The sequence below is a fragment of the Flavobacterium gelatinilyticum genome (genome assembly GCF_027111295.1).
In the GTDB taxonomy this organism is placed as follows: Bacteria; Bacteroidota; Bacteroidia; order Flavobacteriales; family Flavobacteriaceae; genus Flavobacterium; species Flavobacterium gelatinilyticum.
Window position 1 is genome coordinate 1,453,381 of sequence record NZ_CP114287.1, and the last position, 24,423, is coordinate 1,477,803.

Annotated in this window: 21 protein-coding genes; 11 read left to right on the forward strand and 10 right to left on the reverse strand. The window is 35.4% G+C overall.

Annotated elements, in window-relative coordinates; genetic code table 11:
* Positions 1-236: 236 nt before the first annotated feature.
* On the reverse strand, positions 237-1,085 hold the full coding sequence (locus OZP11_RS06155) for an NAD(P)H-hydrate dehydratase (RefSeq protein WP_281234345.1): 849 nt from the start codon (positions 1,083-1,085) through the stop codon (positions 237-239).
* Positions 1,086-1,466: 381 nt separating this feature from the next.
* Here OZP11_RS06155 and gcvT point away from each other — a divergent pair, with 381 nt between their 5' ends.
* The 3 genes from gcvT to OZP11_RS06170 all read left to right on the forward strand — a co-directional run bounded on the left by gcvT (position 1,467) and on the right by OZP11_RS06170 (position 5,649).
* Positions 1,467-2,549, forward strand: coding sequence for a glycine cleavage system aminomethyltransferase GcvT (gene gcvT, locus OZP11_RS06160; protein ID WP_281234346.1), 1,083 nt, complete (start codon positions 1,467-1,469; stop codon positions 2,547-2,549).
* A gap of 139 nt (positions 2,550-2,688) precedes the next feature.
* Complete coding sequence (locus OZP11_RS06165) at positions 2,689-4,719, forward strand: S41 family peptidase (protein WP_281234347.1); 2,031 nt, start codon at positions 2,689-2,691, stop codon at positions 4,717-4,719.
* Positions 4,720-4,935: 216 nt separating this feature from the next.
* Positions 4,936-5,649 (forward strand): YebC/PmpR family DNA-binding transcriptional regulator, encoded by a 714-nt coding sequence (locus OZP11_RS06170; RefSeq protein WP_281234348.1) that lies wholly within the window; start codon positions 4,936-4,938, stop codon positions 5,647-5,649.
* Positions 5,650-5,923: 274 nt separating this feature from the next.
* Here OZP11_RS06170 and OZP11_RS06175 read toward each other — a convergent pair whose 3' ends face one another.
* The 4 genes from OZP11_RS06175 to OZP11_RS06190 form a co-directional block, all read right to left on the reverse strand.
* Positions 5,924-6,802, reverse strand: a complete 879-nt coding sequence (locus tag OZP11_RS06175; protein ID WP_281234349.1) for a LamG domain-containing protein — start codon at positions 6,800-6,802, stop codon at positions 5,924-5,926.
* A gap of 343 nt (positions 6,803-7,145) precedes the next feature.
* Positions 7,146-8,009: a LamG-like jellyroll fold domain-containing protein gene (locus tag OZP11_RS06180; protein ID WP_281234350.1), complete on the reverse strand. Its 864-nt coding sequence runs from the start codon at positions 8,007-8,009 to the stop codon at positions 7,146-7,148.
* A gap of 380 nt (positions 8,010-8,389) precedes the next feature.
* On the reverse strand, positions 8,390-9,430 hold the full coding sequence (gene capA / locus OZP11_RS06185) for a cysteate synthase (protein ID WP_281234351.1): 1,041 nt from the start codon (positions 9,428-9,430) through the stop codon (positions 8,390-8,392).
* Between the two features lie 71 nt (positions 9,431-9,501).
* A complete protein-coding gene (locus OZP11_RS06190) occupies positions 9,502-11,562 on the reverse strand; it encodes a S9 family peptidase (protein WP_281234352.1) in 2,061 nt (686 codons plus the stop codon).
* A 150-nt stretch (positions 11,563-11,712) separates the two neighbouring features.
* Between OZP11_RS06190 and OZP11_RS06195 the strand changes: the two genes are divergently transcribed.
* The gene (locus OZP11_RS06195) at positions 11,713-12,033 is read left to right on the forward strand and encodes a YbaB/EbfC family nucleoid-associated protein (RefSeq protein ID WP_281234353.1); all 321 of its coding nucleotides are present in this window, start codon (positions 11,713-11,715) and stop codon (positions 12,031-12,033) included.
* Positions 12,034-12,856: 823 nt separating this feature from the next.
* Positions 12,857-15,553, forward strand: a complete 2,697-nt coding sequence (adhE, locus tag OZP11_RS06200) for a bifunctional acetaldehyde-CoA/alcohol dehydrogenase (RefSeq protein WP_281234354.1) — start codon at positions 12,857-12,859, stop codon at positions 15,551-15,553.
* A 65-nt stretch (positions 15,554-15,618) separates the two neighbouring features.
* Here the strand turns inward: adhE and OZP11_RS06205 are convergent, their stop codons facing one another.
* Complete coding sequence (locus OZP11_RS06205; RefSeq protein ID WP_281234355.1) at positions 15,619-16,638, reverse strand: threonine aldolase family protein; 1,020 nt, start codon at positions 16,636-16,638, stop codon at positions 15,619-15,621.
* 344 nt (positions 16,639-16,982) lie between these two features.
* Here OZP11_RS06205 and prfB point away from each other — a divergent pair.
* The 3 genes from prfB (at position 16,983) to lpxD (ending at position 19,890) form a co-directional block, all read left to right on the forward strand.
* Positions 16,983-18,081 (forward strand): peptide chain release factor 2 gene (gene prfB, locus OZP11_RS06210; RefSeq protein ID WP_281234356.1). Its coding sequence is split into 2 segments (ribosomal slippage): positions 16,983-17,045 and positions 17,047-18,081, totalling 1,098 coding nucleotides; the frame shifts between segments, so codons are not numbered across the junction.
* A gap of 89 nt (positions 18,082-18,170) precedes the next feature.
* On the forward strand, positions 18,171-18,617 hold the full coding sequence (gene msrB / locus OZP11_RS06215; protein WP_281234357.1) for a peptide-methionine (R)-S-oxide reductase MsrB: 447 nt from the start codon (positions 18,171-18,173) through the stop codon (positions 18,615-18,617).
* Positions 18,618-18,891: 274 nt separating this feature from the next.
* On the forward strand, positions 18,892-19,890 hold the full coding sequence (lpxD, locus tag OZP11_RS06220) for a UDP-3-O-(3-hydroxymyristoyl)glucosamine N-acyltransferase (RefSeq protein WP_281234358.1): 999 nt from the start codon (positions 18,892-18,894) through the stop codon (positions 19,888-19,890).
* Between the two features lie 62 nt (positions 19,891-19,952).
* On the opposite strand, the gene OZP11_RS06225 is transcribed toward lpxD, so the two are convergent.
* From OZP11_RS06225 to OZP11_RS06240, 4 genes are all read right to left on the reverse strand, one after another.
* Positions 19,953-20,159, reverse strand: coding sequence for a hypothetical protein (locus OZP11_RS06225; protein WP_281234359.1), 207 nt, complete (start codon positions 20,157-20,159; stop codon positions 19,953-19,955).
* A gap of 15 nt (positions 20,160-20,174) precedes the next feature.
* Positions 20,175-20,480, reverse strand: a complete 306-nt coding sequence (locus OZP11_RS06230; RefSeq protein ID WP_281234360.1) for a DUF3817 domain-containing protein — start codon at positions 20,478-20,480, stop codon at positions 20,175-20,177.
* Between the two features lies 1 nt (position 20,481).
* Entirely contained in the window at positions 20,482-20,940 is a 459-nt protein-coding gene (locus tag OZP11_RS06235; protein ID WP_281234361.1) for a hypothetical protein, read from the reverse strand.
* A 69-nt stretch (positions 20,941-21,009) separates the two neighbouring features.
* The gene (locus tag OZP11_RS06240) at positions 21,010-21,600 is read right to left on the reverse strand and encodes a TetR/AcrR family transcriptional regulator (RefSeq protein ID WP_281234362.1); all 591 of its coding nucleotides are present in this window, start codon (positions 21,598-21,600) and stop codon (positions 21,010-21,012) included.
* Positions 21,601-21,774: 174 nt separating this feature from the next.
* Between OZP11_RS06240 and OZP11_RS06245 the strand changes: the two genes are divergently transcribed.
* The 3 genes from OZP11_RS06245 (at position 21,775) to OZP11_RS06255 (ending at position 24,418) form a co-directional block, all read left to right on the forward strand.
* Entirely contained in the window at positions 21,775-23,403 is a 1,629-nt protein-coding gene (locus OZP11_RS06245) for an acyl-CoA carboxylase subunit beta (RefSeq protein ID WP_281234363.1), read from the forward strand.
* 123 nt (positions 23,404-23,526) lie between these two features.
* The gene (locus tag OZP11_RS06250; protein WP_281234364.1) at positions 23,527-23,949 is read left to right on the forward strand and encodes a DoxX family protein; all 423 of its coding nucleotides are present in this window, start codon (positions 23,527-23,529) and stop codon (positions 23,947-23,949) included.
* Positions 23,950-24,070: 121 nt separating this feature from the next.
* The gene (locus OZP11_RS06255; protein WP_281234365.1) at positions 24,071-24,418 is read left to right on the forward strand and encodes a hypothetical protein; all 348 of its coding nucleotides are present in this window, start codon (positions 24,071-24,073) and stop codon (positions 24,416-24,418) included.
* The last annotated feature ends 5 nt before the right edge of the window (positions 24,419-24,423 follow it).

The window sequence follows — 24,423 nt, forward strand, 5'->3', positions numbered from 1 at the left end:
AGGGCGCAATTTTAAACCATATAAGCTATATAAGAAAATTAAAGCCAAACTAGATAAATCTTGCAAAGTCGCAGAGTCGCAAAGTTCACTGAATAAACAAACATATAAGTAATATAAGAATTTTAAGTTTTCTACTTAATTGAACTTATATTACTTATATGGTTCAAAACTTTGCGACTTTGCGAGATTAAAAAAACTTTGCGAACCTTGTGTAAATTATCTAATTGACACATTTCCTAATTATCTAATTCTAGAAAAGCTTTTCCTAAATACTTAATAATATCTGAGGCTGTAAAGAATTCAAAACCTGTTTTTGGCAGGGCTAAATCTGCAGTTAATCCGTGAAGGTAAACTCCCATTTTTGAAGCATATTTGGGTTCATAGCCTTGTGCCAGCAGACTTGTCAGGATTCCGGTTAAAACGTCTCCGCTTCCTGCTGTTGCAAGTGCAGCGTTTCCGCTGGTGTTTTCATAAACTGAAGTTCGGTTTATGATGAATGTTGGAGCACCTTTCATGACCACAATCACTTTGTATTTTTCTGAGAAAGCGATTGTTTTTTGAAATTTCTCGGATTCTGAATTCCACTTTCCAATTAAACGTTCTAATTCTTTTGGATGAGGTGTCAGAATCGTGTCTTCTGGAACTAATTCCAGCCATGATAAATTTTCGGAAATGATGTTTAAGGCATCCGCATCTAAGACTAATGGTGCTTTATTTATTCTTAAAAACTCAAACAAAGCTTTTTGTGTTCCGAGTTCCTTTCCTATCCCCGGACCTATCCCAACTGCCTGAGGGATTATTGGAAGATGGATACCGGTTATAAAATTTGTGTTTTCATCGGTTACGGTCATTACCTCGGGAATTGCCGTTTGAAGGATTTGATAACCGCATTTTGGTATAAAAGACGTTACGAGTCCGCAGCCAGATTTCAGGCAGGATTTTGAGGCCAAAACTGCCGCTCCTATTTTGCCGTAACTTCCGGCAGCAATCACGGCGTGGCCCTGTGTTCCTTTATGTGCTTTGGGGTTTATGGGCTTGTATAGTTTTTGAATTTCTTCTTTTGTGACTAAATAAGGTGATTTCATTTGAGCGGTTTCCTTGCTGTTAGTTTTTTTTTAAAACACATAGAGTTATAGGTTTATCTTTGTGAAAAAGGCATTTCGTTTGTTTCAACAAACAATAGCTGAACGCGCAATAATCATAATTTTATATCTAAACTCTATACATTTAATTGGTTTCTTTTTATTTTTAAAGTTACATAAAAAATTGAAAATCACGAATTTTCTTAAAAAAACGTCTGTTGCAGCCCTGATAGTAGCGGCATCCTTTTGCTTTTTTCTTTAAAAAGCAAAAGATATAGCGGATAGCAGGAAATAGCTCCTAATTATTGCGAAATTTATAATTTAAGAGAGTAAAATTAGATATTTTTTGAATAGATTTGCAAAACAATTTTATAAAACAACACAATGAAAAATACAGCGCTTACGCACATACATGAAGGTTTAGGAGCGAAAATGCTTCCTTTTGCAGGTTATAACATGCCTATTACTTATGAAGGGGTTAATGCTGAACATGAAACGGTTCGTAATGGTGTGGGCGTTTTTGACGTTTCGCATATGGGCGAATTTTTATTGACGGGTCCAAATGCACTGGCTTTGATTCAAAAAGTGACTTCAAATGATGCATCGACGCTGACAATTGGAAGAGCGCAATATTCTTGTCTTCCTAATAATGAAGGCGGTATTGTTGACGATCTTATCATTTATAAAATGAAGGAAGAACAGTATTTACTGGTTGTAAATGCTTCGAATATCGAAAAAGACTGGAACTGGATTACGTCTCATAATGATTTAGGGGTAGAAATGAGAAATCTTTCTGACGATTATTCATTATTGGCAATTCAGGGGCCAAAAGCGGTTGAGGCGATGCAGTCTTTAACTTCTGTTGATTTAGCTGCTATCACATATTACCATTTTGAAGTGGGTGATTTTGCCGGAATCGAAAATGTAATTATTTCTGCTACAGGTTATACTGGTTCTGGCGGATTTGAAATTTATTGTAAAAACAACGAAGTAGAACAAATCTGGAATAAAGTTTTTGAAGCGGGAGCTTCGTACGGAATTAAACCTATTGGTCTTGCTGCTCGTGATACTTTACGTCTTGAAATGGGATTCTGTCTTTACGGAAATGATATTAGCGACACTACTTCTCCGCTTGAAGCCGGTTTAGGATGGATTACGAAATTTACTAAGGATTTTACCAACTCTGAGGCTCTTAAAAAACAAAAAGAAGCCGGGGTTACAAGAAAATTAGTTGCTTTTGAAATGCAGGAGCGCGCGGTGCCAAGACACGATTACGAAATTGTAGACGGTGAAGGTAATGTAATTGGAATTGTAACATCCGGAACAATGTCGCCTTCTATGGGCAAAGGAATTGGTCTGGGATATGTTACAACTGCAAACAGTGCTGTTGACAGCGATATTTTTATCAGAATCAGAAAAAATGATGTTCCTGCTAAAGTGGTTAAATTGCCATTCTACAAGAAATAATCAGTAACACTTTATATTAAAATGCATTACAATTTTAAGTTGTAATGCATTTTTTTTATGTAAGATTTTTTAGAAATAATGTAAACCGAAGTTAAAAAATAAACGTAACTTTAAATTAAAATGCTGAGATACAAATTCTATGCGAAAATCTTTATTCCCCCTCTTACTGTTTACCACTTTCCTATTTGCCCAAAGTAGCGCCGAAACATGCACTATACTGAACAAAATAAATGCCGTTATCCAGACTGAACATTTACGACCTAAACCAGTTGACGACAGTTTATCTGTTTTTGTGTTTGATAATCTGATTAATGAACTAGATCCTTCGAGAAACATTTTCTATAAAACAGAATATGATGAAATGGCATCCAAATATCGCTTGAATTTAGACGATCTTATTCTTGAAAATGACTGCAGTTTTTTAAACGATATTACTTCAAAATATATAACCGGATTAAAGAGAACAAAAGAAGTTCTTGAAAAAATCCAGGCTTCTCCTTTTGATTATTCTAAAAAAGATACGATTCGTTTTTACAAAAAATCATTTCCTTTTTATTTAAAGAAAGAAAATCTGGAAAAAGTGTGGCGTAAAAAAATACGTTATCAAATTCTGGATGATATAGCCGAAAGCAGTGAAAACCTGGATTCTATAAAAGCAAATTTTAAATCTATTGAAGAAAAATCCAGAACTGCGATTCTGGCAAACGAAATATGCCGTATCAGCACGCTGCTGGAAACGAAAACCAAACAGGATGAGAATCTTTATAATTTTTTCTGTACTTATTTTGATCCACATACGGCTTATTTCAGCGATGATTCAAAATCGAGTTTTGTAGCTTCTTTATCAAAAGAACATTTGTCATTGGGAATGACCGTTAACCTGAATGAGAAAAACGAAATCATTGTACACGAAATAGATCCAAACGGACCGGCATTCCAGACGGGACAGATAAAAAAGGGCGACCAGATTGTATCGGTTTCCAATCATAAAGAAACTTTACAGGTTTCCTGTTCTTCACTTGAATCTGTATCGACTATGATTTTATCTGAAGCGAATAAAAGTCTTACGCTTACGCTGAAAAGAAACTCAGGAAAAAATTTCGATGTTTTTATTGAAAAACAGGTAATGAAGGATGAAGATAATTCGGTTTTCAGTTTTATAGTTGGCAAAGAAAGTAAAATTGGGTATATTAAAATTCCGAGTTTTTATGCCGATTTAGACGGAAACAGCAGAAAAGGCTGTGCCGATGATGTTGCACGCGAAGTTTTAAAACTGGAAAGAGACGATATAAAAGGACTTGTAATTGATTTAATCGATAATGGCGGCGGTTCTATGGAAGAAGCCATAAAACTGGCCGGAATGTTTGTCGATTATGGGCCACTTTCGGTTGTAATTGACCACACACAACAGAAAACCATTATAAATGATCCTTTTAAAGGGTTAATTTACAGAGGTCCAATTGTTATTTTAGTAAATAGCAATACGGCATCTGCCAGCGAATTTTTCTCTTCGATCATGCAGGATTACAATCGTGCTCTTTTATTAGGAAGCAATACGTTAGGAAAAGCCACCATGCAGACTATTCTTTCGCTTGACGAAACAAAAAATACTGATTTTTTAAAAATCACAATTAATAAGTTTTACCGTATTACAGGAAAAAGTCATCAATATCGCGGTGTAACTCCGGACGTGGTTCTTCCTGAGTTTTATGAAGATATTTACCAAAAAGAAAGCGGTTTTCCTACTGCTGTTAAAAACGACAGTATTGCACCTTTCTTAAAATACAAACCGTACGTAAAAAGAGCTTTAATAGACAAAATAGCTCAAAAAAGCAGTTTGAGGCTCGCAGACAATGCTTATTTTAACGACATAAAGAAGATTAACCAGAAAATCGATCAATTGGTTAATTCACCAAAATCTGAAATTCCGATGACGCTGGATGCGGTTTTCAGCCAGAAGAAAGTCGTAAATACTTTGTGGAAAGAAATTCACACTTTTAATGACGAAAATAATCCGCTGGATGTTTACAATTCGACCGTAAATCAGTTTTTACTGGGCGCTTCTCCTAATGACAAAACAATAAACCAATACCAGATGGATTTGATAAAAACGAATCCTTACTTAAACGAAGCGGTAAATATCATTAAGGACTTCAATACTTCTAAATAAAGTTTTTTTGTTTCAGGTTTCAAGTTCAAGGTTTCAGGTTTCAGGTTATTGTTTTGCGTTAATTTTGGCTTGTAAAAGCATCGTTTTTCGCAAACTTGAAACCTGAAACCTGAAACAGGCAAAAAAACCTCCTAAAAATGCTAAAAAAGTTAATTTTGGATTTTGGATAAATAAGGAATAACCTTTATTTTTGCAACACAAAACTAATAATTAGAAATGGGAAGAGCGTTCGAATTTAGAAAAGGAAGAAAAATGAAACGTTGGTCTGCAATGGCCAAAACTTTTACCAGAATAGGTAAAGATATCGTTATGGCCGTTAAAGAAGGCGGTCCTAATCCTGATGCCAATTCCAGATTAAGAGCAGTTATACAAAATGCGAAAGCGGCCAACATGCCTAAAGACAATGTGGAGCGCGCGATTAAAAATGCCAGCAATAAAGATACGGCTAACTATAAAGAAATTTTGTTTGAAGGATATGCTCCTCACGGAATTGCAATTTTAATTGAAACAGCATCTGATAACAATAACAGAACTGTAGCAAACATTCGCAGTTATTTCAACAAATGCAACGGTACTATGGGAACTCAGGGTTCTGTTGAATTTATGTTTGATCACACCTGCAATTTCAGAATTGCAAATAACGGACTTGATGCCGAAGAATTAGAACTTGAACTAATCGATTTTGGTGCCGAGGAAGTTTTTGAAGACGAAGACGGAATTTTAATCTATGCTCCTTTTGGAAGTTTTGGTGCTTTACAAAAAGAATTAGAAAACAGAGGTCTTGAAATTTTATCTTCGGGCTTTGAGCGTATTCCGCAAATTACAAAAGAATTAACCGAAGCTCAAGTGGCTGACGTTGAAAAATTAATTGAAAAAATCGAAGAAGATGATGACGTTATGAACGTATATCATACTATGAAAGAAGAATAATTTTACTTTTTAAAATACACCTTAAAAGCTTCGGATTTCCGAAGCTTTTTTATTTTAACATCTTTTAGCTTTTTACAAATAAAAAATTATATTTGCCGTACCAAAACAATAATTTAACATAATATTAAAGGTATGCAAACATCAAAATACACAAGATTTGCCGTAATCATCCTGGTAATCTTATTTGTTGTTCTTAGCGTAATCAGCTAAAAAACTATGTAAAGAAAAAAGCCTTCTGAAATTCAGAAGGCTTTGTGTTTTATAAATTATGCTGCTACTTTTTGTTCGTTACTTTAATCAAATAAGAACCTTCCGGCAAATCGCTTATATTAGATCCGTTGGTATCCATTATTTTTTTCCCGTCAAGGAAAACTTCAATATTTTTTGAACCTTTATTCACTTCTGCTTTCGCCGCAGGAGTAATCGCTTTTTTGGATGCACTGGCAGACTGCATTGATTCTGCGGCAGGTGCGGTTGTAGGTTTAGAGCTGTTATATGCTTCTAATACCTGCTCGTCTGTCATAGCCACGCTGTACAATCTTAAATCGTCTATATCAGCATTAATACTCACAGCTGTATTTAGCTTTCCTATAGTTAAAATATATCCTTTTGCAGCGCGCTGAATATCAGATGCTGTTTTTAATAATTGTCCATTACGATATATTTTTGAAACATTTCCGTCATAAGTAACGCTGTACATATACCAGGTATCTTTTGCCAGCGGTACCTCAGCTGTCATATTATTATTGTCTCCCCAGCCTATTAAGCTTAAATCTGAATTTCCGGCTGAAACCGGCTGCTGCAATAAGGCAAAATATTGTCCGTTTACGGGCGTACCATAATTAAAAATATTGTTAGCCGTATTGACTGCATTAAATTTTACCCAGACAGAAATTGTTTTTGGTTTATTCCCTTGCGGAAGATCTCCTACGACAGCCTGATAAGCTTTATTGATCAATCGCAAAGCTGATTTTGGAGTTCCCATTCTGTCGTTTACAAAAACAGGTGCTCCTAAAAAAGCAATTGTTTTATCGTTACTGCTGTTTAAATTACCATTAAAAGTAAATTCCTGCACAGGATTTTGTGCATTTGCTTTCAAAAACAGTACAAACAGCAGGGCTGTTACTATTTTTTTCGTGTTTGTAGATTTCATCTGAATTATTTGGGGCTTAGACAAATATCATAAACTGTAAATCTGAAAAAATCAGATTTCAATTTTTTGCATATTATTTTTATAAATTTTGTTAAAAATATAGTTTTCATTCAGCATTACCAAACGATTCTTACATGCAGATACACAATTCTCACAAAAACTATTTCAGCATTTATTCTAAATCTATACCACATATTTCAGTCATTAATCAGGCAGAAAAATAAATTCTAAACCTGCACAAAAAAAGCCTTCTGATTTTCTTCAAAAGGCTTTTCTGCTGACCCAAAAACACTTCATTACTGCTGTGCGGTTAAAAAACTAACCTTTTTAAATAACTTAAACCCTATTTGGAAGTGATTTTTTTAGATTGTGTCCTAGTTACTTTCAATAAATAAGTTCCTTCGGGGAGATCGCTGATATCCATAGAATTATTTCCTATTATTTGTCTGCCCTGCGAATACACTTCTATATTTTTAACGGCATTAGTTACATCATTCGTTGTACTATTAATTTTTTTATTTTTAGTTTCAGCTTTTGCAATAGAAATAAGAGGTTTAGAGCTATCATAAAGTTCTTTTACCTGATCATCTGTCAAAGCGTGGTCATATATCTTTAAATCATCTATATCTGCGTTAATTCCGACAGTGGTATTAATTTCACCTAGTCTAAAAATATTTCCTTTTGTAGATCGTGACATTCCATCCAGATATTTCAGCAGTTTTCCGTCACGGTATATTTTAGACATAACACCTTCGTATGTAATAGTATACTGATACCAAATATTTTTTTCCAGCGGCACCGGAACCATAATATCGTTTGAAGCACCCCAACTTATCAAACTCAATTCTGATTTAGAAGCTGCTACTCCCTGCTGCTGTAAACCACAGTATTCTGTATCATAAGCTGTACCATATCCCCAAATGTAATTTGTCGAAGCGACCTCATTAAACTTTACCCAGATACTAATTGTTCTGGCGCTTTTACCCTGAGGCAGATTGTCAATTACTGCTTCAAGAGCTCTATTGTTTAACCGTTGTGCACTTTTTACATTTCCCGACCTGTCGGTAACAAAATTATCAATTCCCATAAACGAGATTGTATTAGCGGTATTAGTCAAAGTACCGTCAAAACCAAACTCCTGAACAGGGATTTGAGCATAACTATTCAAATAACTTACAAATAATACTGTAAGCAGTAATTTTTTCATGATAATAGATTTAGGGGAATATTAACGTACTCCGTTAATTTTATACCGCTAAACTATTGCTTTTATGTCATTCGTCGAAAATTTTTTCGGTGACTAACCAAAATAATCGTTTAAATCACCTAAAATGATGATTTCCATTTCATATTAAATTATACTATTTTCTGCTTTTTCATTAAAATATTAAATTTATTTCAACATAAAACTCCTATTCCTACGTATAAATACGGCATCAATACATAAATAAAAATAATTAACATTTCTTGTCCGAATAATTCATTTTACCTAAAAATTAGACTGTATTGTTAATTTTAAAATTGCAGACATAAAAAAACTCCATCCGTTTTACCGAATGGAGTTTTTATATTTTATAAGTAAATTAATTACTTCACAAATTCAATTTTCTGAGCTTCTTCTTCGTTAACACTGTCAAAGAAACCTTGTTCATTCATCCAGTCATCACTGAATACTTTGCTCATATAACGTGATCCGTGATCCGGGAAAATAGCTATAATATTGCTGTCTTTTGTAAACTCGCCTTCTTCTGCATATTGTTTAATCGCCTGCATTACTGCTCCTGATGTATACCCAACAAAAAGTCCTTCTTTTCTGGTGATCTCTCTTGCCGAGTGTGCACTTTCTTCGTCGGTAACTTTCATGAATTTATCAATAATATCAAAATCTGTAGCTGACGGGATTAAATTTTTCCCTAAACCTTCAATACGGTACGGGTAAATTTCTTTGCTGTCGAATTCTTTTGTTTCGTGGTATTTTTTCAATACTGATCCAAAAGCATCTACTCCCAGGATTCTAATATTCGGATTTTGCTCTTTTAAGAATTTCGCAGTTCCTGAGATAGTTCCTCCTGTTCCGCTGCAAGCAATTAAGTGGGTTATTTTTCCTTTTGTCTGTTCCCAGATTTCAGGACCTGTAGTGTTGTAGTGTGCATCAATATTAAGCTGGTTAAAATATTGATTGATGTAAACTGAACCTTTTGTTTCCTCATGTAAACGTTTTGCTACATTATAGTAGGATCTTTCATCATCTGCAGATACGTGAGCCGGACAAACGTACACTTTGGCACCTAAACTTCGCAGCATGTCAATCTTATCTTTAGATGATTTTGAACTTACTGCCAGTATGCAGTTGTAACCCTTTATAATACTTACCATTGCAAGACTAAAACCTGTATTACCTGATGTAGTCTCAATAATAGTATCGCCTGGAGAAAGTATTCCTTTTCTTTCGGCCTCTTCAATAATATATAACGCTATTCTATCTTTTGAGGAATGACCGGGGTTAAAAGCTTCTACCTTTGCGTAGAAATTCCCTTCTAACTCTTCGGTGATTTTATTTAGCTTAATAAGCGGGGTGTTACCTATTAATTCTAAAACATTGTTATAAGCGTTTATTTCTTCTTTCATAAAAAAATAGTTAATCAAAGGCATTTTTAAATTAGCCTCGATAGGTTGCAAATTTAACAAAAAATTTCTAATTAGCTTTTAATTTTTTCTAAATCTAATAAAAAACTAAATTCTTTTGCTAAGTCTTTTAAAGCTTCAAAACGTCCTGAAGCCCCGCCATGTCCGGCATCCATATTAGTATCTAAAAACAAAAGGGTATTATTTGTTTTTAAATATCTTAATTTAGCCACCCATTTAGCTGGTTCCCAATACTGTACCTGAGAATCGTGCAATCCTGTTGATACGTACATATTAGGATATTTTTGTGCTTTTACATTGTCGTAAGGTGAATACGACAACATATAATCGTAATATTTTTTATTGTTCGGGTTTCCCCATTCATCATATTCTCCTGTTGTAAGCGGAATACTATCGTCCAGCATTGTGGTAATAACGTCTACAAAAGGCACCTGAGCAATTACTCCGTTGTATAGTTCCGGAGCTTCATTTACAATTACTCCCATCAAAAGTCCTCCGGCAGATCCGCCTTCGGCATAAAGATGTTCCGGTGAAGTATATTTCTCGTCTATTACAAATTTAGAGCAATCGATGAAATCTGTAAAGGTATTTTTCTTTTTTAACAGTTTTCCGTCTTCATACCATTGTCTTCCTAAGTCTTCTCCTCCTCTAATATGTGCTATCGCATACACAAATCCGCGGTCCAGCAAAGAAAGTCTGGTTGAAGAAAAATAGGTATCCATCGTAATTCCGTATGAACCGTAAGCATATAGTAGCAACGGATTTTTACCGTTTTTCTCGAGTCCTTTTCTGTAAATCATCGAGATTGGCACTTTTACACCGTCTCTGGCAGTTGCCCAAACGCGTTCTTCGATATAATTTTCTTTATCAAATTTACCGCCTAAAACCTGCTGTTCTTTTAAGATTTCTTTGGTTTTAGTTTTCATATTGAAATCAATTACAGATGATGGTGTTGCCAGCGATTGGTAGCTGTAACGCAGGACATCAGTATCAAAATCGACATTTGTTGTTGTAAAGGCATTATACGTCTCGCTTCCAAAAGGCAGGTAATAATCAGGTTCATCGTTCCATGGCATAATGCGAATGTGATTTAAACCGTTTGAGCGTTCTTCTACAACTAAAAAGTTTCTGAAAATCTCAATATCTTCTAATAAAACATCATTACGATGCGGAATTACATCTACCCAATTTTTCTTTCCAGTTTTATTTTCAGGCGTTTTCATCAATTTAAAATTGGTCGCCTTATCCTTATTCGTTAAAATGTAAAATGAATCCTCATAATGCGAAATACTATATTCTAAACCGCGCACACGAGGCTGAAACACTTCAAACTCACCATCAGGATTATCAGAATTCAGGATTCTATATTCCGTCGTTAAGGTGCTTCCTGAACTGATTACGATATATTTTCTTGATTTTTCTTTGTTTACAGAGACATTAAAAGTATCATCTTCTTCGTAATAAACCAAAACATCATCTTTAGAATCCGTATTTAGTTTATGTCTGAAAATTTTATCGGCTCTTAACGTAACTTCATCTTGTCTGGTATAAAATATAGTATGACTGTCATTTGCCCAGACAGATCCGCCTGTTGCATTTTCGATTTTGTCTGACAGGATTTCTCCCGTTTCAAGATTTTTAATCTGAACGGTATAAATTCGTCTCCCTACTATATCAGTCCCAAAGCTCGCAAATTTATTGTCCGGACTTATACTTAAGCCTCCTAATTTAAAATACGCATGCCCTTTTGCCAGTTCGTTGCAGTTGAACAAAATTTCTTCATCTGCCGAAAGGCTTCCTTTTTTTCTGGAAAAAATGGGGTAATCCTGACCGGTTTCAAAACGGGTAATATAGAAATATCCATTATAAAAATAAGGCACAGAGGAATCATCTTCTTTAATTCGGCCTTTCATTTCCTCAAATAAAGATTCCTGTAAATCTTTGGTATGAGCCGTCATCTTTTGATAATACTCATTTTCTTTATTCAAATAATCGATTACTTCGGGATTTTCACGATCATTCAGCCAAAAGTAATTATCGACCCTGGTCTCTTTATGTTTTTTTAGATTTTTAGGAATTTCTTTGGCCTTTGGAGCCTGTATTTCGTTTTGCATTGATTCAATTAAGCATTAGTTTGTAGATACGGAGAGGCAAAAATAGCACAATCACAACAGAACGAAAATTAATTTTTTCATAAAATATTCTATTGTAATGATAGAGCAATATACTAATTTTGTATGAAATAATTTAAAAACTGACAAAAAATGGATTTAATGGGTATGATGGGTAAACTGAAAGAGACCCAGCAGAAAATTGAAGATACAAAGAAACGTCTGGATACGGTTTTAATTGACGAAGAAAGCGCTGATGGTTTACTAAAAATTACCATTACAGCGAGCCGAAAAATAAAAACAATTTCTATTGATGATTCTCTTTTAGAAGACAAAGAACAATTAGAAGATTATTTAATTGTAACGCTGAATAAAGCTATCGAAAAAGCAACAAGTATAAACGAAAGAGAACTTGATGCTGTTGCCAAAATGGACATGCCGTCTATCCCGGGATTGGATAATTTATTCAAATAAGAATAAAAAACAGTCTCTTTACATATAAAATCGATTCGCTTTTGAATCGATTTTTTTTTGGAAAATGTTTTTGAAAATGTTTTTGAAAATGTTTTTGAAAATGTTTTTGAAAATGTTTTTGAAAATGTTTTTGAAGATGTTTTTTTTCATTCTTCAATTTATTTTTTTTAGTTTTTTTTCTCAAAAAAACCTCGAAATTACACTCTCAGCACCTTATTTTACTGGAATTCCTTTCATTTTTAAGAAACAAAAAACGTTATAGTTTCTCTCTTTATTATCTTACATTTTACCTTCGGTTTTTAGACATTTTTAACACTATTTTTTGTGTAAAATTTCGTTCGCTTCAATCGAAATAGTTCTGGTGTTTTCAACTTTTTCACTCCTCTAAAAGACAATTTCTGCTCGATCTTAAAAAACAGTCTTAATTCCTACAAAAAAGACTCCTTTTAAGCGATTTTAAAAACACAAAATAGTGATAATCAGCAGAAAACGTTTGCGTAGATTTTTTAAAATACTGACAAATATCAGGTTTATTCTCTTGATATGTCTTGATATTTGACATAGATAAAAAATGATAAAACAATAATTTTTAACTATAAAAAAGAGTCAATTTTAATAATTACGTTTTTTGAAGTACCAAAAATTACGAACTATTTAAAAACATTTAAAAAATTCAATAAAAAACAATAACACAGGATGAATAGTTAATTATGATCAATTTTTTCGGGTAAAACCACCTTTCACCCGTCATATTCTTAAAATAATTAAACTGCCCGTTCTGCACACTGATCAAAAATGAAATATTAACTAAACAAAAATTATTATGAGTCAGAAAACCTTAATTCCGAATGGAACCGAAAACAAAGCTGCTGAAAAACAAGCTGTCGATTCTGTAAAAGATCCTGCGAAAGAAGCTCAAAAAAATGACGCTATAAATTATGTAGAAGAACTTGCTAAAAGAGGAGCCGTTGCGCTTGAAAAATTCCTCGAACTTGACCAAAAGCAAGTTGATTATATTGTTGCAAAAGCATCTGTTGCCGCTATTGATAAACACGGCGAACTTGCTTTACATGCTGTTGAAGAAACCGGCCGTGGTATATTTGAAGACAAAGCCACAAAAAATATGTTTGCAGCCGAAAATGTTACCAACAGCCTGAAAAACCTTAAAACGGTTGGTATCATAGGCGAAGATCCATTGTCCGGGATTGTCGAAGTCGCTGAACCTGTTGGCGTAATATGTGGCGTTACGCCAACGACCAACCCTACTTCTACTACTGTATTTAAAGCTCTTATTGCACTTAAAACACGTAATCCTATCATTTTTGGTTTCCACCCTTCTGCTCAGCAATGTTCTAAAGCGGCAGCCATTGTGGTACGTGATGCGGCAATTGCGGCCGGAGCTCCGGAAGACTGTATCCAATGGATAGAACAGCCATCTGTAGAAGCTACAAATGCTTTAATGAATCACCCAACAATTGCTACAATTCTGGCAACAGGCGGTAATGCAATGGTACGTGCTGCTTATTCTTGCGGTAAACCAGCATTGGGAGTTGGTGCCGGTAACGTTCCGGCTTATATCGAAAAAACAGCCAATATCAAACAAGCTGTTTACGATATTGTACTTTCTAAATCTTTTGACTGGGGTATGATCTGCGCTTCTGAACAAGCTGCTATTATCGATAAGGAAATCTACGAAGAAACTGTTGCGGCTTTTAAACGCCATCATGTTTACTTTGCCAATGATAAAGAAAAAGAAAAACTGGAAGAATTAATGTTTGGTGTTACTGCAAAAGGTCTTAATTGTGCAGGAGCAAAACTAAATCCTAATATTGTTGGAAAATCTCCGCAATGGATTGCTGAACAAGCTGGCTTCTCTGTTCCAAAAGACATTGTAATTATTGCTGCCGAAGTAAAAGAAGTAGGTCCAAACGAACCATTAACACGCGAAAAACTTTCTCCGGTACTGGCTGTCTTAAAATCAAATTCGACAGAACAGGGAATTAAATTTTCTGAGCAAATGGTAGAATTTGACGGACTTGGACACTCAGCGGCTATTCATACCAAAGACGAAAAGATAGCTAAAGAATTTGGAATTGCCGTAAAAGCGATTCGTGTAATCTGGAATTCACCTTCTACTTTTGGAGGAATTGGAGACGTTTACAATTCATTTATCCCTTCTCTTACTCTTGGATGCGGATCTTACGGTAAAAACTCCGTTTCAGGAAACGTTGGGGCAGTCAATTTAATTAATGTAAAACGCATTGGCAGAAGAAACAATAATATGCAGTGGTTCAAAGTACCTCCAAAAATCTATTTCGAGCCTAACTCGATTCAATATTTAAAATCAATTCCATCTCTTGAAAAAGTTATGATCGTAACCGATCAGAGTATGCTGAAATTTGGTTTTGTTCAAAAAATTATGGACGTTTTAAACCGTCGTACTAAAAAAGCTGATGTTAGAATATTTTCTAATGTTGAACCGGACCCAAGTATCGAAACTGCTAAAACAGGTGCAGAAACCATGAAAGAATTCCAGCCTGATGCTATTATCGCTCTTGGTGGAGGATCTGTAATGGATGCTGCAAAAGTAATGTGGTTATTGTATGAACAGCCTGATGTTTCTTTTGATGACGTAAAACAGAAATTCTTAGATATTCGTAAACGTGCCGTTAAGATTCCGGCTTTGGGACAAAAAGCGAAAATGATTTGTATTCCTACAACCTCAGGAACAGGATCTGAAGTAACACCTTTTGCGGTTATTACAGACCATTCTGTAAACAAAAAATACCCATTGGCAGATTATGCTTTTACTCCAACTATAGCGATTATCGACTCTGAACTAACTAAAACGGTACCGCCATCTGTTATTGCAGATACCGGTATGGATGTTCTGACTCACGCTACAGAAGCGTATGTTTCTATCGTTGCCAATGATTATACAGATGGTCTTGCATTACAAGCAATTAAGATGGTTTTCCAATATCTTGAAAGAACGTATCTTGACTGCAAAAACGATAATGAAGCACGCGATAAAATGCACAATGCCTCAACTATTGCAGGTATGGCTTTTGCCAATGCAATGTTAGGAATTTCTCACTCTATGGCTCATAAAATCGGCGGAATGTTCCACACGCCGCATGGCCGTACAAATGCTATCTTATTACCTTACGTAATTAGATACAACGGAGAAGTTCCGGGAAAACTTTCTGTATGGCCTAAATATGAAACCTACAAAGCTGACCAGAAATATTTTGAGATCTGCCAAATGCTCGGCCTTCCGGCAAAAGGACCAAAAGACGGTGCTCAGGTTTATGCACAAGCCTGCTACGAGTTAGGTAAAAAAGTAGGAATTAAAATGAGTTTTAAAGAACAAGGTCTGGATGAAAAAGAATGGCTGGCAAAATTAAACATCCTGGCATTAAACGCTTTCGAAGATCAGTGTACCCCTGCTAACCCGCGTTTACCTTTAGTTAAAGACATGGAAGAAATTATGCGCAAAGCATATTATGGTGAAAAGTAAACAGAGATAAACGCTAAAAAAAACCGTCTGCAAAGGCGGTTTTCTTTTTTTATAAAATAAAGTAATTAAATTTTTGAAAAAGTCTCCATTACATACGTATGCATGACTTCTTTATAATCTAAATGCGTTACTATTCTAAGTTTGTTACGTCCTAACGAACTTATTAAAATATTTTTCTGTTTTAGTTTTTCTATCAAAAGCTGGTCGCTGTAACCTTCTGCCAAAGAAAAAATTAAAATATTGGTTTCTACCGGTTCTACACTCGCCACCCATGATTTTGTGCTCAGGATTGCACCAATTTCTTTGGCTCTTCGGTGATCTTCTGCCAATCGTTCTATATTATTTGCCAAAGCATATAATCCGGCAGCGGCTAAATAACCTACCTGACGCATTCCTCCTCCTAATATCTTTCTGATTCTCAACGCTCTATGAATATCAGCTTTGCTTCCAAGCAAAACAGAACCAATAGGAGCCCCCAATCCTTTTGATAAACAAACTGAGATTGTGTCGAAAATAGCTCCAAATTCTTTCGGATTTTGTCTTTTGGCAACCAAAGCATTCCAGATTCTGGCACCATCTAAATGAAATTTCAGATTATTGGCATCACAGACTCTTTTTATTTCTCTAAGATCTTCTAATTCATAACATGCCCCTCCTCCTTTATTGGTTGTATTTTCAACACAAACCAAACTCGTTAACGGGCTGTGGTAAAATTCGGGATCATTGATTGCAGCGGCAACCTGGGCTGCGTTAATCATGCCCCGGTCTCCATCGATCAGACAGCAGGAAACACCGCTGTTAAAAGAAACACCACCGCCTTCATAATGAAAAACATGAGCATATTTATCTGCAATTAATTGCTCTCCCGGCTGGGTATGCAGTTTAATCGCTGTTTGATTTGCCATAGTTCCAGACGGAAAAAAAAGTCCAGCTTCCATACCAAAAAATTCGGCTACTCTTGTCTCTAATTCAATAACCGTTGGGTCCTGCTTGTACACGTCGTCGCCTACATGGGCGTTAAACATGTACTGAAGCATTTCGTATGTTGGTTTTGTAATGGTATCGCTAATTAAATTTATTTCCATATAAAACTATATCTTTTTCGGACAGCAAAATTACGTATTAGTGTGAGTTATTAATCGTTAGTTTTAATAAATTTTAACTTCCGATTTATACACAACCAAATTAACGTAATATTTGTAAAAAACATATAAATTCAGCATTAATAATTCAAAAATAGATTGTGCTTTTATATGAGCCGCTCTATTTACTGAAAAAACGATACCCGAAGTACTTTGTTACCATCAGCCGATAAATAATTGTAATATTCTAAAACTATATCTTACTTTTGTATAACGAAATACTGTGTTTTTAATTAACAAAAACAGCGTTATTTCAACGAAAAACCTATAACCCTATTTAATAATTTATGACAACAGCCGAACAAGTAAAAGGTATTGTGGAGCGCCTTGGTGCGTTGAGGAGGTATCTTTGACGTTGATGCCAAGCTAATCGAAATTGCAAACGAAGAAGAAAAAACTTTTGCTCCTGATTTTTGGAACAATCCAAAAGAAGCAGAAAACATTGTAAAAAATCTTCGAAACAAGAAAAAATGGATTGAAGATTATGATAAAGCGGCTACTCTTACCGAAGAATTGCAGCTTGCTTATGATTTTTATAAAGAAGGAGAACTTTCTGTAGACGAACTGGACGAACAGTATGATGTAACGCAGACTCATATAGAAAACATCGAATTCAAAAATATGCTTTCAGACGAAGCAGACAGTTTAAGTGCTGTGGTGCAAATTACAGCCGGAGCCGGCGGAACTGAAAGCTGTGACTGGGCCGGAATGTTAATGCGTATGTACATGATGTGGGGCGAAAGTTACGGCTATAAGATAAAAGAACTTAACTTTCAGGAAGGGGATGTTGCCGGAATTAAAACCGTAACTTTAGAGTTTGAAGGAGATTATTCTTTTGGATATCTGAAAGGAGAAAATGGAGTGCACCGTTTGGTGAGAATCTCTCCTTTTGACAGTAATGCCAAACGCCATACCTCTTTCGTATCGGTTTATGTGTATCCGCTTGTAGATGACAGTATCGAAATCGACATTAATCCTGCCGATATCGAAATTACAACTTCACGTTCAAGTGGTGCCGGAGGACAAAACGTAAATAAGGTTGAAACAAAGGTTCAATTGGTTCACAAACCTACGGGAATCCAGATTCAGTGTTCTGAAACAAGATCACAGCAGGATAACAGGCAACGCGCCATGCAGATGCTTCGTTCTCAGTTGTACGAAATCGAATTGAAGAAACAACAAGCACAGCGCGCCGATATCGAAGCCGGAAAAATGAAAATCGAATGGGGTTCGCAGATTCGTAATTACGTAATGCAGCCGTATAAACTGGTAAAAGATGTTCGTACAGGCTATGAAACCAGCGATGTCGACGGCGTAATGAACGGAAATATCGATCCGTTCCTTAAGGCTTACTTAATGATGATGGGACAGAAAGAGGAAGAGTAATTTAGTGGGCAGTCTCAGTCCAACCTGAAACTTGAAACAAACAAAACCTGAAACCATAAAAAACCCTTGAAACAAAAAAACAAATAGTTATGATAAAATGGGCAGATGTAATTCATTTTACAAATAAAGGAAATCCGGCTCCAGATGTTAAAGTGGAGAAAACAGAAGAAGAATGGAAGCAGATCTTAACTCCGGAAGAATTTCAGGTTACTCGTTTAAAAGGAACCGAGAGATCTTTTAGTTCCGAATTATGCAGTTTGTTTGATCCTGGAATTTATGAATGTAAATGCTGCGGAACAGTACTTTTTGATGCAAGCGAAAAATTTGAGTCAGGAACAGGCTGGCCTTCTTTTACACAGCCAATTAAAGAAAATGCAGTTGGTTATCATGCTGATAAATCATACGGAATGATTCGTGTTGAGGTAACATGCAATGTCTGCGATTCGCATTTAGGACACGTTTTTCCGGACGGACCTCCGCCAAGCGGTCTTCGATACTGTATTAACGCACTTTCGCTCTCGAAAACAAAAGATTAATAGTAAAAAGCGATTCCTTATTTAGTAAGTGAATCGCTTTTTTTTGCCTCAGCTACAATAAAAAGAAAGCTTTATCTTACCAAAATTAAATTTAAAAACTATAAAAATATCATATTTTTAATAGCTAAACTATTAATTTTGTAATATTTAAACTATTATTTTACACATTAACCAATAAATCTCAAAAAAAATATTAGGTAATTAAAATCTAATTGATTTTATTTGACGAAAATAAACTCTTAATCAATTAACAAAAAATCAATTACTTAACTTAATGAGATCGTATTCAATTCAGGAAATTAATGACATTATTAATGGTGAAATCTATGGCACCACTTCGCAGACCATAACTGCAACTGAGCAGCTAGAAAAAGCAACAACTTCTGAAATTTCCTTTATAGGAAATAAAAAATACGAAAAATACTGGTCAACATCAAATGCATCCATAGCAGTTGTCAACGAAGATATTTCGATTGAACCAGGTGAAAACCGTGCTTTCATTAAAGTAAAAAATGCCGATCTGGCCATGTCTCAAATCCTGGCTCTCTTTGCCCCGCCGGCGCCAGTGTTTCGAAACGACATCCATAAAACTGCTGTAATAGATGAAACTGCCGTAATTGCCGATGGCGTTAAAATTGGTGCAGGCTGTTATATTGGTCCAAAAGTAGAAATTGGTACCAATACGACGATATATCCAAATGTGACTATTTTAGACGAATGTACTATTGGAAAAAATACGGTGATCTGGTCTGGTACCGTTATCCGTGAACGTTGTCATATAGGAAGCGATTGTATCATTCATCCTAATGCTACAATTGGTGCTGATGGTTTTGGATTCCGCCCTTGTACCGAAAAAGGTCTGGTAAAAATCCCGCAGATTGGAAATGTGATTATTGGCAATGGTGTCGAAATTGGAGCGAATTCATGTGTAGACCGTGGTAAGTTCAGCTCGACTGTTCTTGGAGACGGCTGTAAAATTGATAATCTGGTTCAGATTGGACACAACAGTAAATTAGGTAAGTTTTGTATCATGGCAGGAAACAGTGGCCTTGCCGGTTCTGTAACTTTAGGAAACGGAGTTATTATTGGCGGCAGCGCATCGATAAAAGACCATACTTGCATTGGTGACGGAGCAGTAATTGGTGCAGGATCAGGCGTAACCGGAGATGTTCCGGCAGGAAAAACCATGCTGGGTTATCCGGCTGTTGAAGCTCGTGACGCCTTAAAACAATGGGCAATGTTGAAACGAATGGTCTGCAGCCCTAAAAAATAATCTTTATTACAATTTAGATAAATAAAAAAACAGAAGCTCATTTTCAGCTTCTGTTTTTTGTTTTATAGTGCTTCGCATTCAAAGCCTATAACTTTCAATAAAAAAATGACTTTCTCTATAATATCTTCTTTAGATTCAAACCGCAAAATATTATCGCAGTCTTCGAGATCAAAATTCCACTTTGAATTTGGAAATAACTGATTTAGTTTTGGTGTGACCCTCTTTACTTTCGAAACGCTGTCGATATTTGTTTTAAATACAAAAACCATAATCAAAGCAATTAGTTACGAAATTTTCTTTAAGATTTTAGAATCTATATAGAAAGTCCCAAAAGGAATTACGCAAGCCAAAAGCACTTTCCATGTCGTATCCTTAAACTTCCAGTTCTGCTCTACTCCAACACTCAGCGTATTAAAAATAAAAAGCAGAAACAAAGCGCCATGAACGGTCCCTACAGGTCTTGTCAGAAATGGCATTCCAAAAATATATTTCATTGGCATAGCTATAAAAAGCAAAATCAAAAGAGATGTTCCTTCCAGAAATCCAATAATTCGTAAACGTCCGGTATTTGTCTGAAGTAAATTTTTCATATTATCTAAAATAAGGTCGGTTGGCAAGAGGTGAAAAAGGCCACGGAATGGCAATAAAAATTAGAATTAAAGCAATTGAAAACCATATAAGCATAGTTCTGAACTTTTGTTCATCGGCCGGTCTTCTTTTGGCTAAAGCCGAACCAATTGTAAGCACAACAATAGCAGCAAGCATTAAAATGATGTGAATAAGACCGAAAAATAACATATCCAGGTTCTGACTTCCCCCTTTAAAGTTTTTCCAGAAATACTTCACAATCGGACTCTGCACATAAACCAATATTCCAAAGACGAGCTGAATATGAGCAATTGTTGCTGTCCAGTGCCGGACTAAATTATCTTTTCGTGTAAAAGAAAGTTGATACGAATATCCTTTGTAAGCCCTGTAAATAGAATAGAACAAGCTTAACAATACGAGCCATCGCATAAAAGAATGGCAGACTAAAATAGATTGATACATTGTTTTTTGATTAAGAACAATGCAAATATATTTAAAAACATACTAATTAGTATGTTTTTGATTCGGTTTTTATTTTAAATCATTCAAATACCTTTTAAACTCCTGCAAATAAACAACATAAACCGATTCGTTATTTTGAAGTTTTCCTAAATTACGAACTCCCCAATAACCCGATAACATTAAAACTGCCACTTGTTCGCCCGCAATATCCTTTCGAATCAATCCTGATTTTTTAGCTTTTTCAATGGCATTTACAATGGCTGTTTTCCATGAATTTACCAATTCTGCCAAGGCTTCGCTAAACTTAGCGTTCCAGGGAGACATTTCCTGAGTCAGATTACCAACCGGACAACCGTATTTTATCTGCAAAAAAGGATCTTCAAGCAGCAAATACGCAATCATATTATAAAAATCCTCAATTGGATTTTCAGAAGCTTCTGTTGGTTTTAAAAAATGTTCCTGCATTGTCGGCTTCAGTATATCTTCAATAATCGCAATTCCCATTTCGTCTTTAGTTTTAAAATGGTAATAAAAAGCCCCTTTTGTCACTTTTGTTGTGGCAATTATTTCGTCAATACTGGTTGTCTGATATCCTTTGGTATAAATCAGTTCGAATGCTTTCTGAAGAATTGTGAGTCTGGTATTGGCTGCTTTTGACATAAAAAATACTAATTAGTATAAAAAACAAAATTACAGAAAAATATGCTTTCCTATTTCTTTCAAACATCTTCCAAAAAACAATTTTGCACATCATTTAATACCAAAACTCCTTTCGTTTATTTCAATTGATTTTGTAAATTAGCCAAGACTATTTTGTAAAATCAATATTATATCATGGATTTAAACTTCAATAAAAACGAAGATCACAATAAACTGCTTCTTTCAGAATTAAAACAAAAATTTGCCAAAGTAAAATTGGGCGGAGGCGAAAAAAGAATAGAAAAACTGCATTCCGAAGGAAAAATGACAGCCCGTGAACGTATCGATTATTTATTGGATAAAGATTCTAAACGCATCGAAATTGGCGGTTTTGCAGGAGAAGGAATGTATCCTGAACACGGCGGCTGTCCATCTGGAGGTGTTGTGGTAAAAATTGGTTATATAAAAGGAAAACAATGTATTGTTGTTGCCAATGATGCGACTGTAAAAGCAGGTGCCTGGTTTCCTATTACAGGCAAAAAAAATCTGCGTGCACAGGAAATCGCAATCGAAAACCGGCTTCCTATTATTTATTTGGTAGACAGTGCCGGGGTTTATCTGCCTATGCAGGATGAAATTTTTCCGGATAAGGAACATTTTGGCCGAATCTTTAGAAACAATGCCCAAATGAGCAGTATGGGCATTACACAAATTGCCGCCGTAATGGGAAGCTGTGTTGCCGGGGGCGCTTACCTGCCTATTATGAGTGACGAAGCTTTAATTGTAGATAAAACCGGAAGTATTTTCCTTGCCGGAAGTTATCTGGTAAAAGCCGCCATTGGCGAAACTATTGACAACGAAACTTTGGGTGGTGCAACAACGCATTGTGAAATTTCAGGAGTTACAGATTATAAGGCTAAAGATGATAAAGATGCTTTGGACAAAATCAAAAATATTGTAGACAAAATAGGCGATTTTGATAAGGCAGGTTATAACAGAATCAAGGCAGAAAAACCGGCTTTGGAACCAAATGATATCTACGGAATTTTACCAAAAGCCCGAAACGAACAATATGACATGATGGAAATTATCAATCGTCTGGTTGATAATTCAGAATTCGAAGCCTATAAAGATGGCTACGGACAAACCATAATTACCGGCTATGCCCGCATTGACGGCTGGGCTGTAGGTATTGTTGCCAACCAGAGAAAAGTAGTTAAAACCAAAAAAGGCGAAATGCAGTTTGGAGGTGTTATATATTCTGACAGTGCCGATAAAGCCACTCGCTTTATAGCAAACTGCAACCAGAAAAAAATTCCTTTAGTTTTTATACAAGACGTAACCGGATTTATGGTAGGTTCAAAATCTGAACACGGAGGTATTATAAAAGACGGTGCAAAAATGGTTAATGCCGTAAGCAATTCGGTTGTACCCAAATTTACTGTCATCGTAGGAAATTCATACGGAGCAGGAAATTATGCCATGTGCGGCAAAGCATACGATCCGAGATTGATATTTGCATGGCCGAGTGCAGAACTTGCCGTTATGGGAGGTACTCAGGCGGCGAAAGTACTGGCGCAAATAGAAGCTTCTTCGTTAAAAGCGAAAGGAGAAATTATCGATGAAGCAAAAGAAACCGAACTCTTCAATAAAATCAAAGCAAAATACGATGAACAGGTTTCTCCGTATTATGCTGCTTCCAGACTTTGGACAGATGCGATAATTGATCCTTTAGATACACGCACCTGGATTTCAATGGGAATCCAAGCTGCCGACCATGCTCCTATTCAAAAACCATTTAATCTTGGCGTAATTCAGGTTTAAATTTTCCTAAATTTATTTAAAAACGCAAAATAAATCACAAAAACCTAATTTTCAAGTACTTATTTTAAAAATGTCATTAAAAATTTAGTAATTTTAATATACAATTTTTAATCACGTAGTATCATGGAAAATGTTAAGAGTTTAAATAAGTGGGCAAATGCGCATACTTATTTACCGGTAGATTTAGTGCGTATTATTTTGGGGGTATTTTTATTCATGAAAGGGATTTCGTTTGTAACCAATGCTCAGTATCTGCATGATTTAATTTCCCCTGTTGATCAGTATGGCGGCGGTATGTTTCTTTTGCATTACATTGCACCCGCTCACATGATTGGAGGAATAATGATTGTTTTTGGACTGCTCACCCGATGGGCGATTGCAACTCAATTACCAGTTTTGTTTGGTGCTGTACTGATTAATTTTATGGGAAAAATGCATTCCGAAAGCCTTACAATGGCCATAGTAGTTTTACTTTTATGCATTTTCTTCTTATTCTACGGAGGCGGTAAACATTCTGCTGATTATTACTTCAAAATGCAGCAATAACATACTTTTTTATCCTCGGCTTCAGCAATTAAACTGAGGATAAATACAAAAAACCGTTTTTAAGAAGTAATTAGCACTTTAAAATTTCTTTTATTGTGTTTTATGAACTAAATTCGCCCCCATGAATTGGATTCGTAAAACTGTTTTATTACTATCACTTTTGATGATTGCTTTCTTTGCCACTCAGGCAGATGGACTTTCTATGCATCAAATCGAAAGTCAAAAAACAGATACCAATTTCTGCAAAGACATTGCTGATTCCTCTGCTTTTATTCAGCCTCAGGGCAGTTATCAATTTGCAGCCAGTATCAGAACAGATTATCCGGCTGTAATTAAATGGTTTGATTCCTTATTCATAGCTGTACCGCAGCACGAAGCTGTAAAAACGGCATTTAACTTTGCCAATCAGCCTTTACCTCAGAGCAAAAAGATTTCGTTAATGCTCTACGCCTTTCATTTTTTCTGGTAAATAAT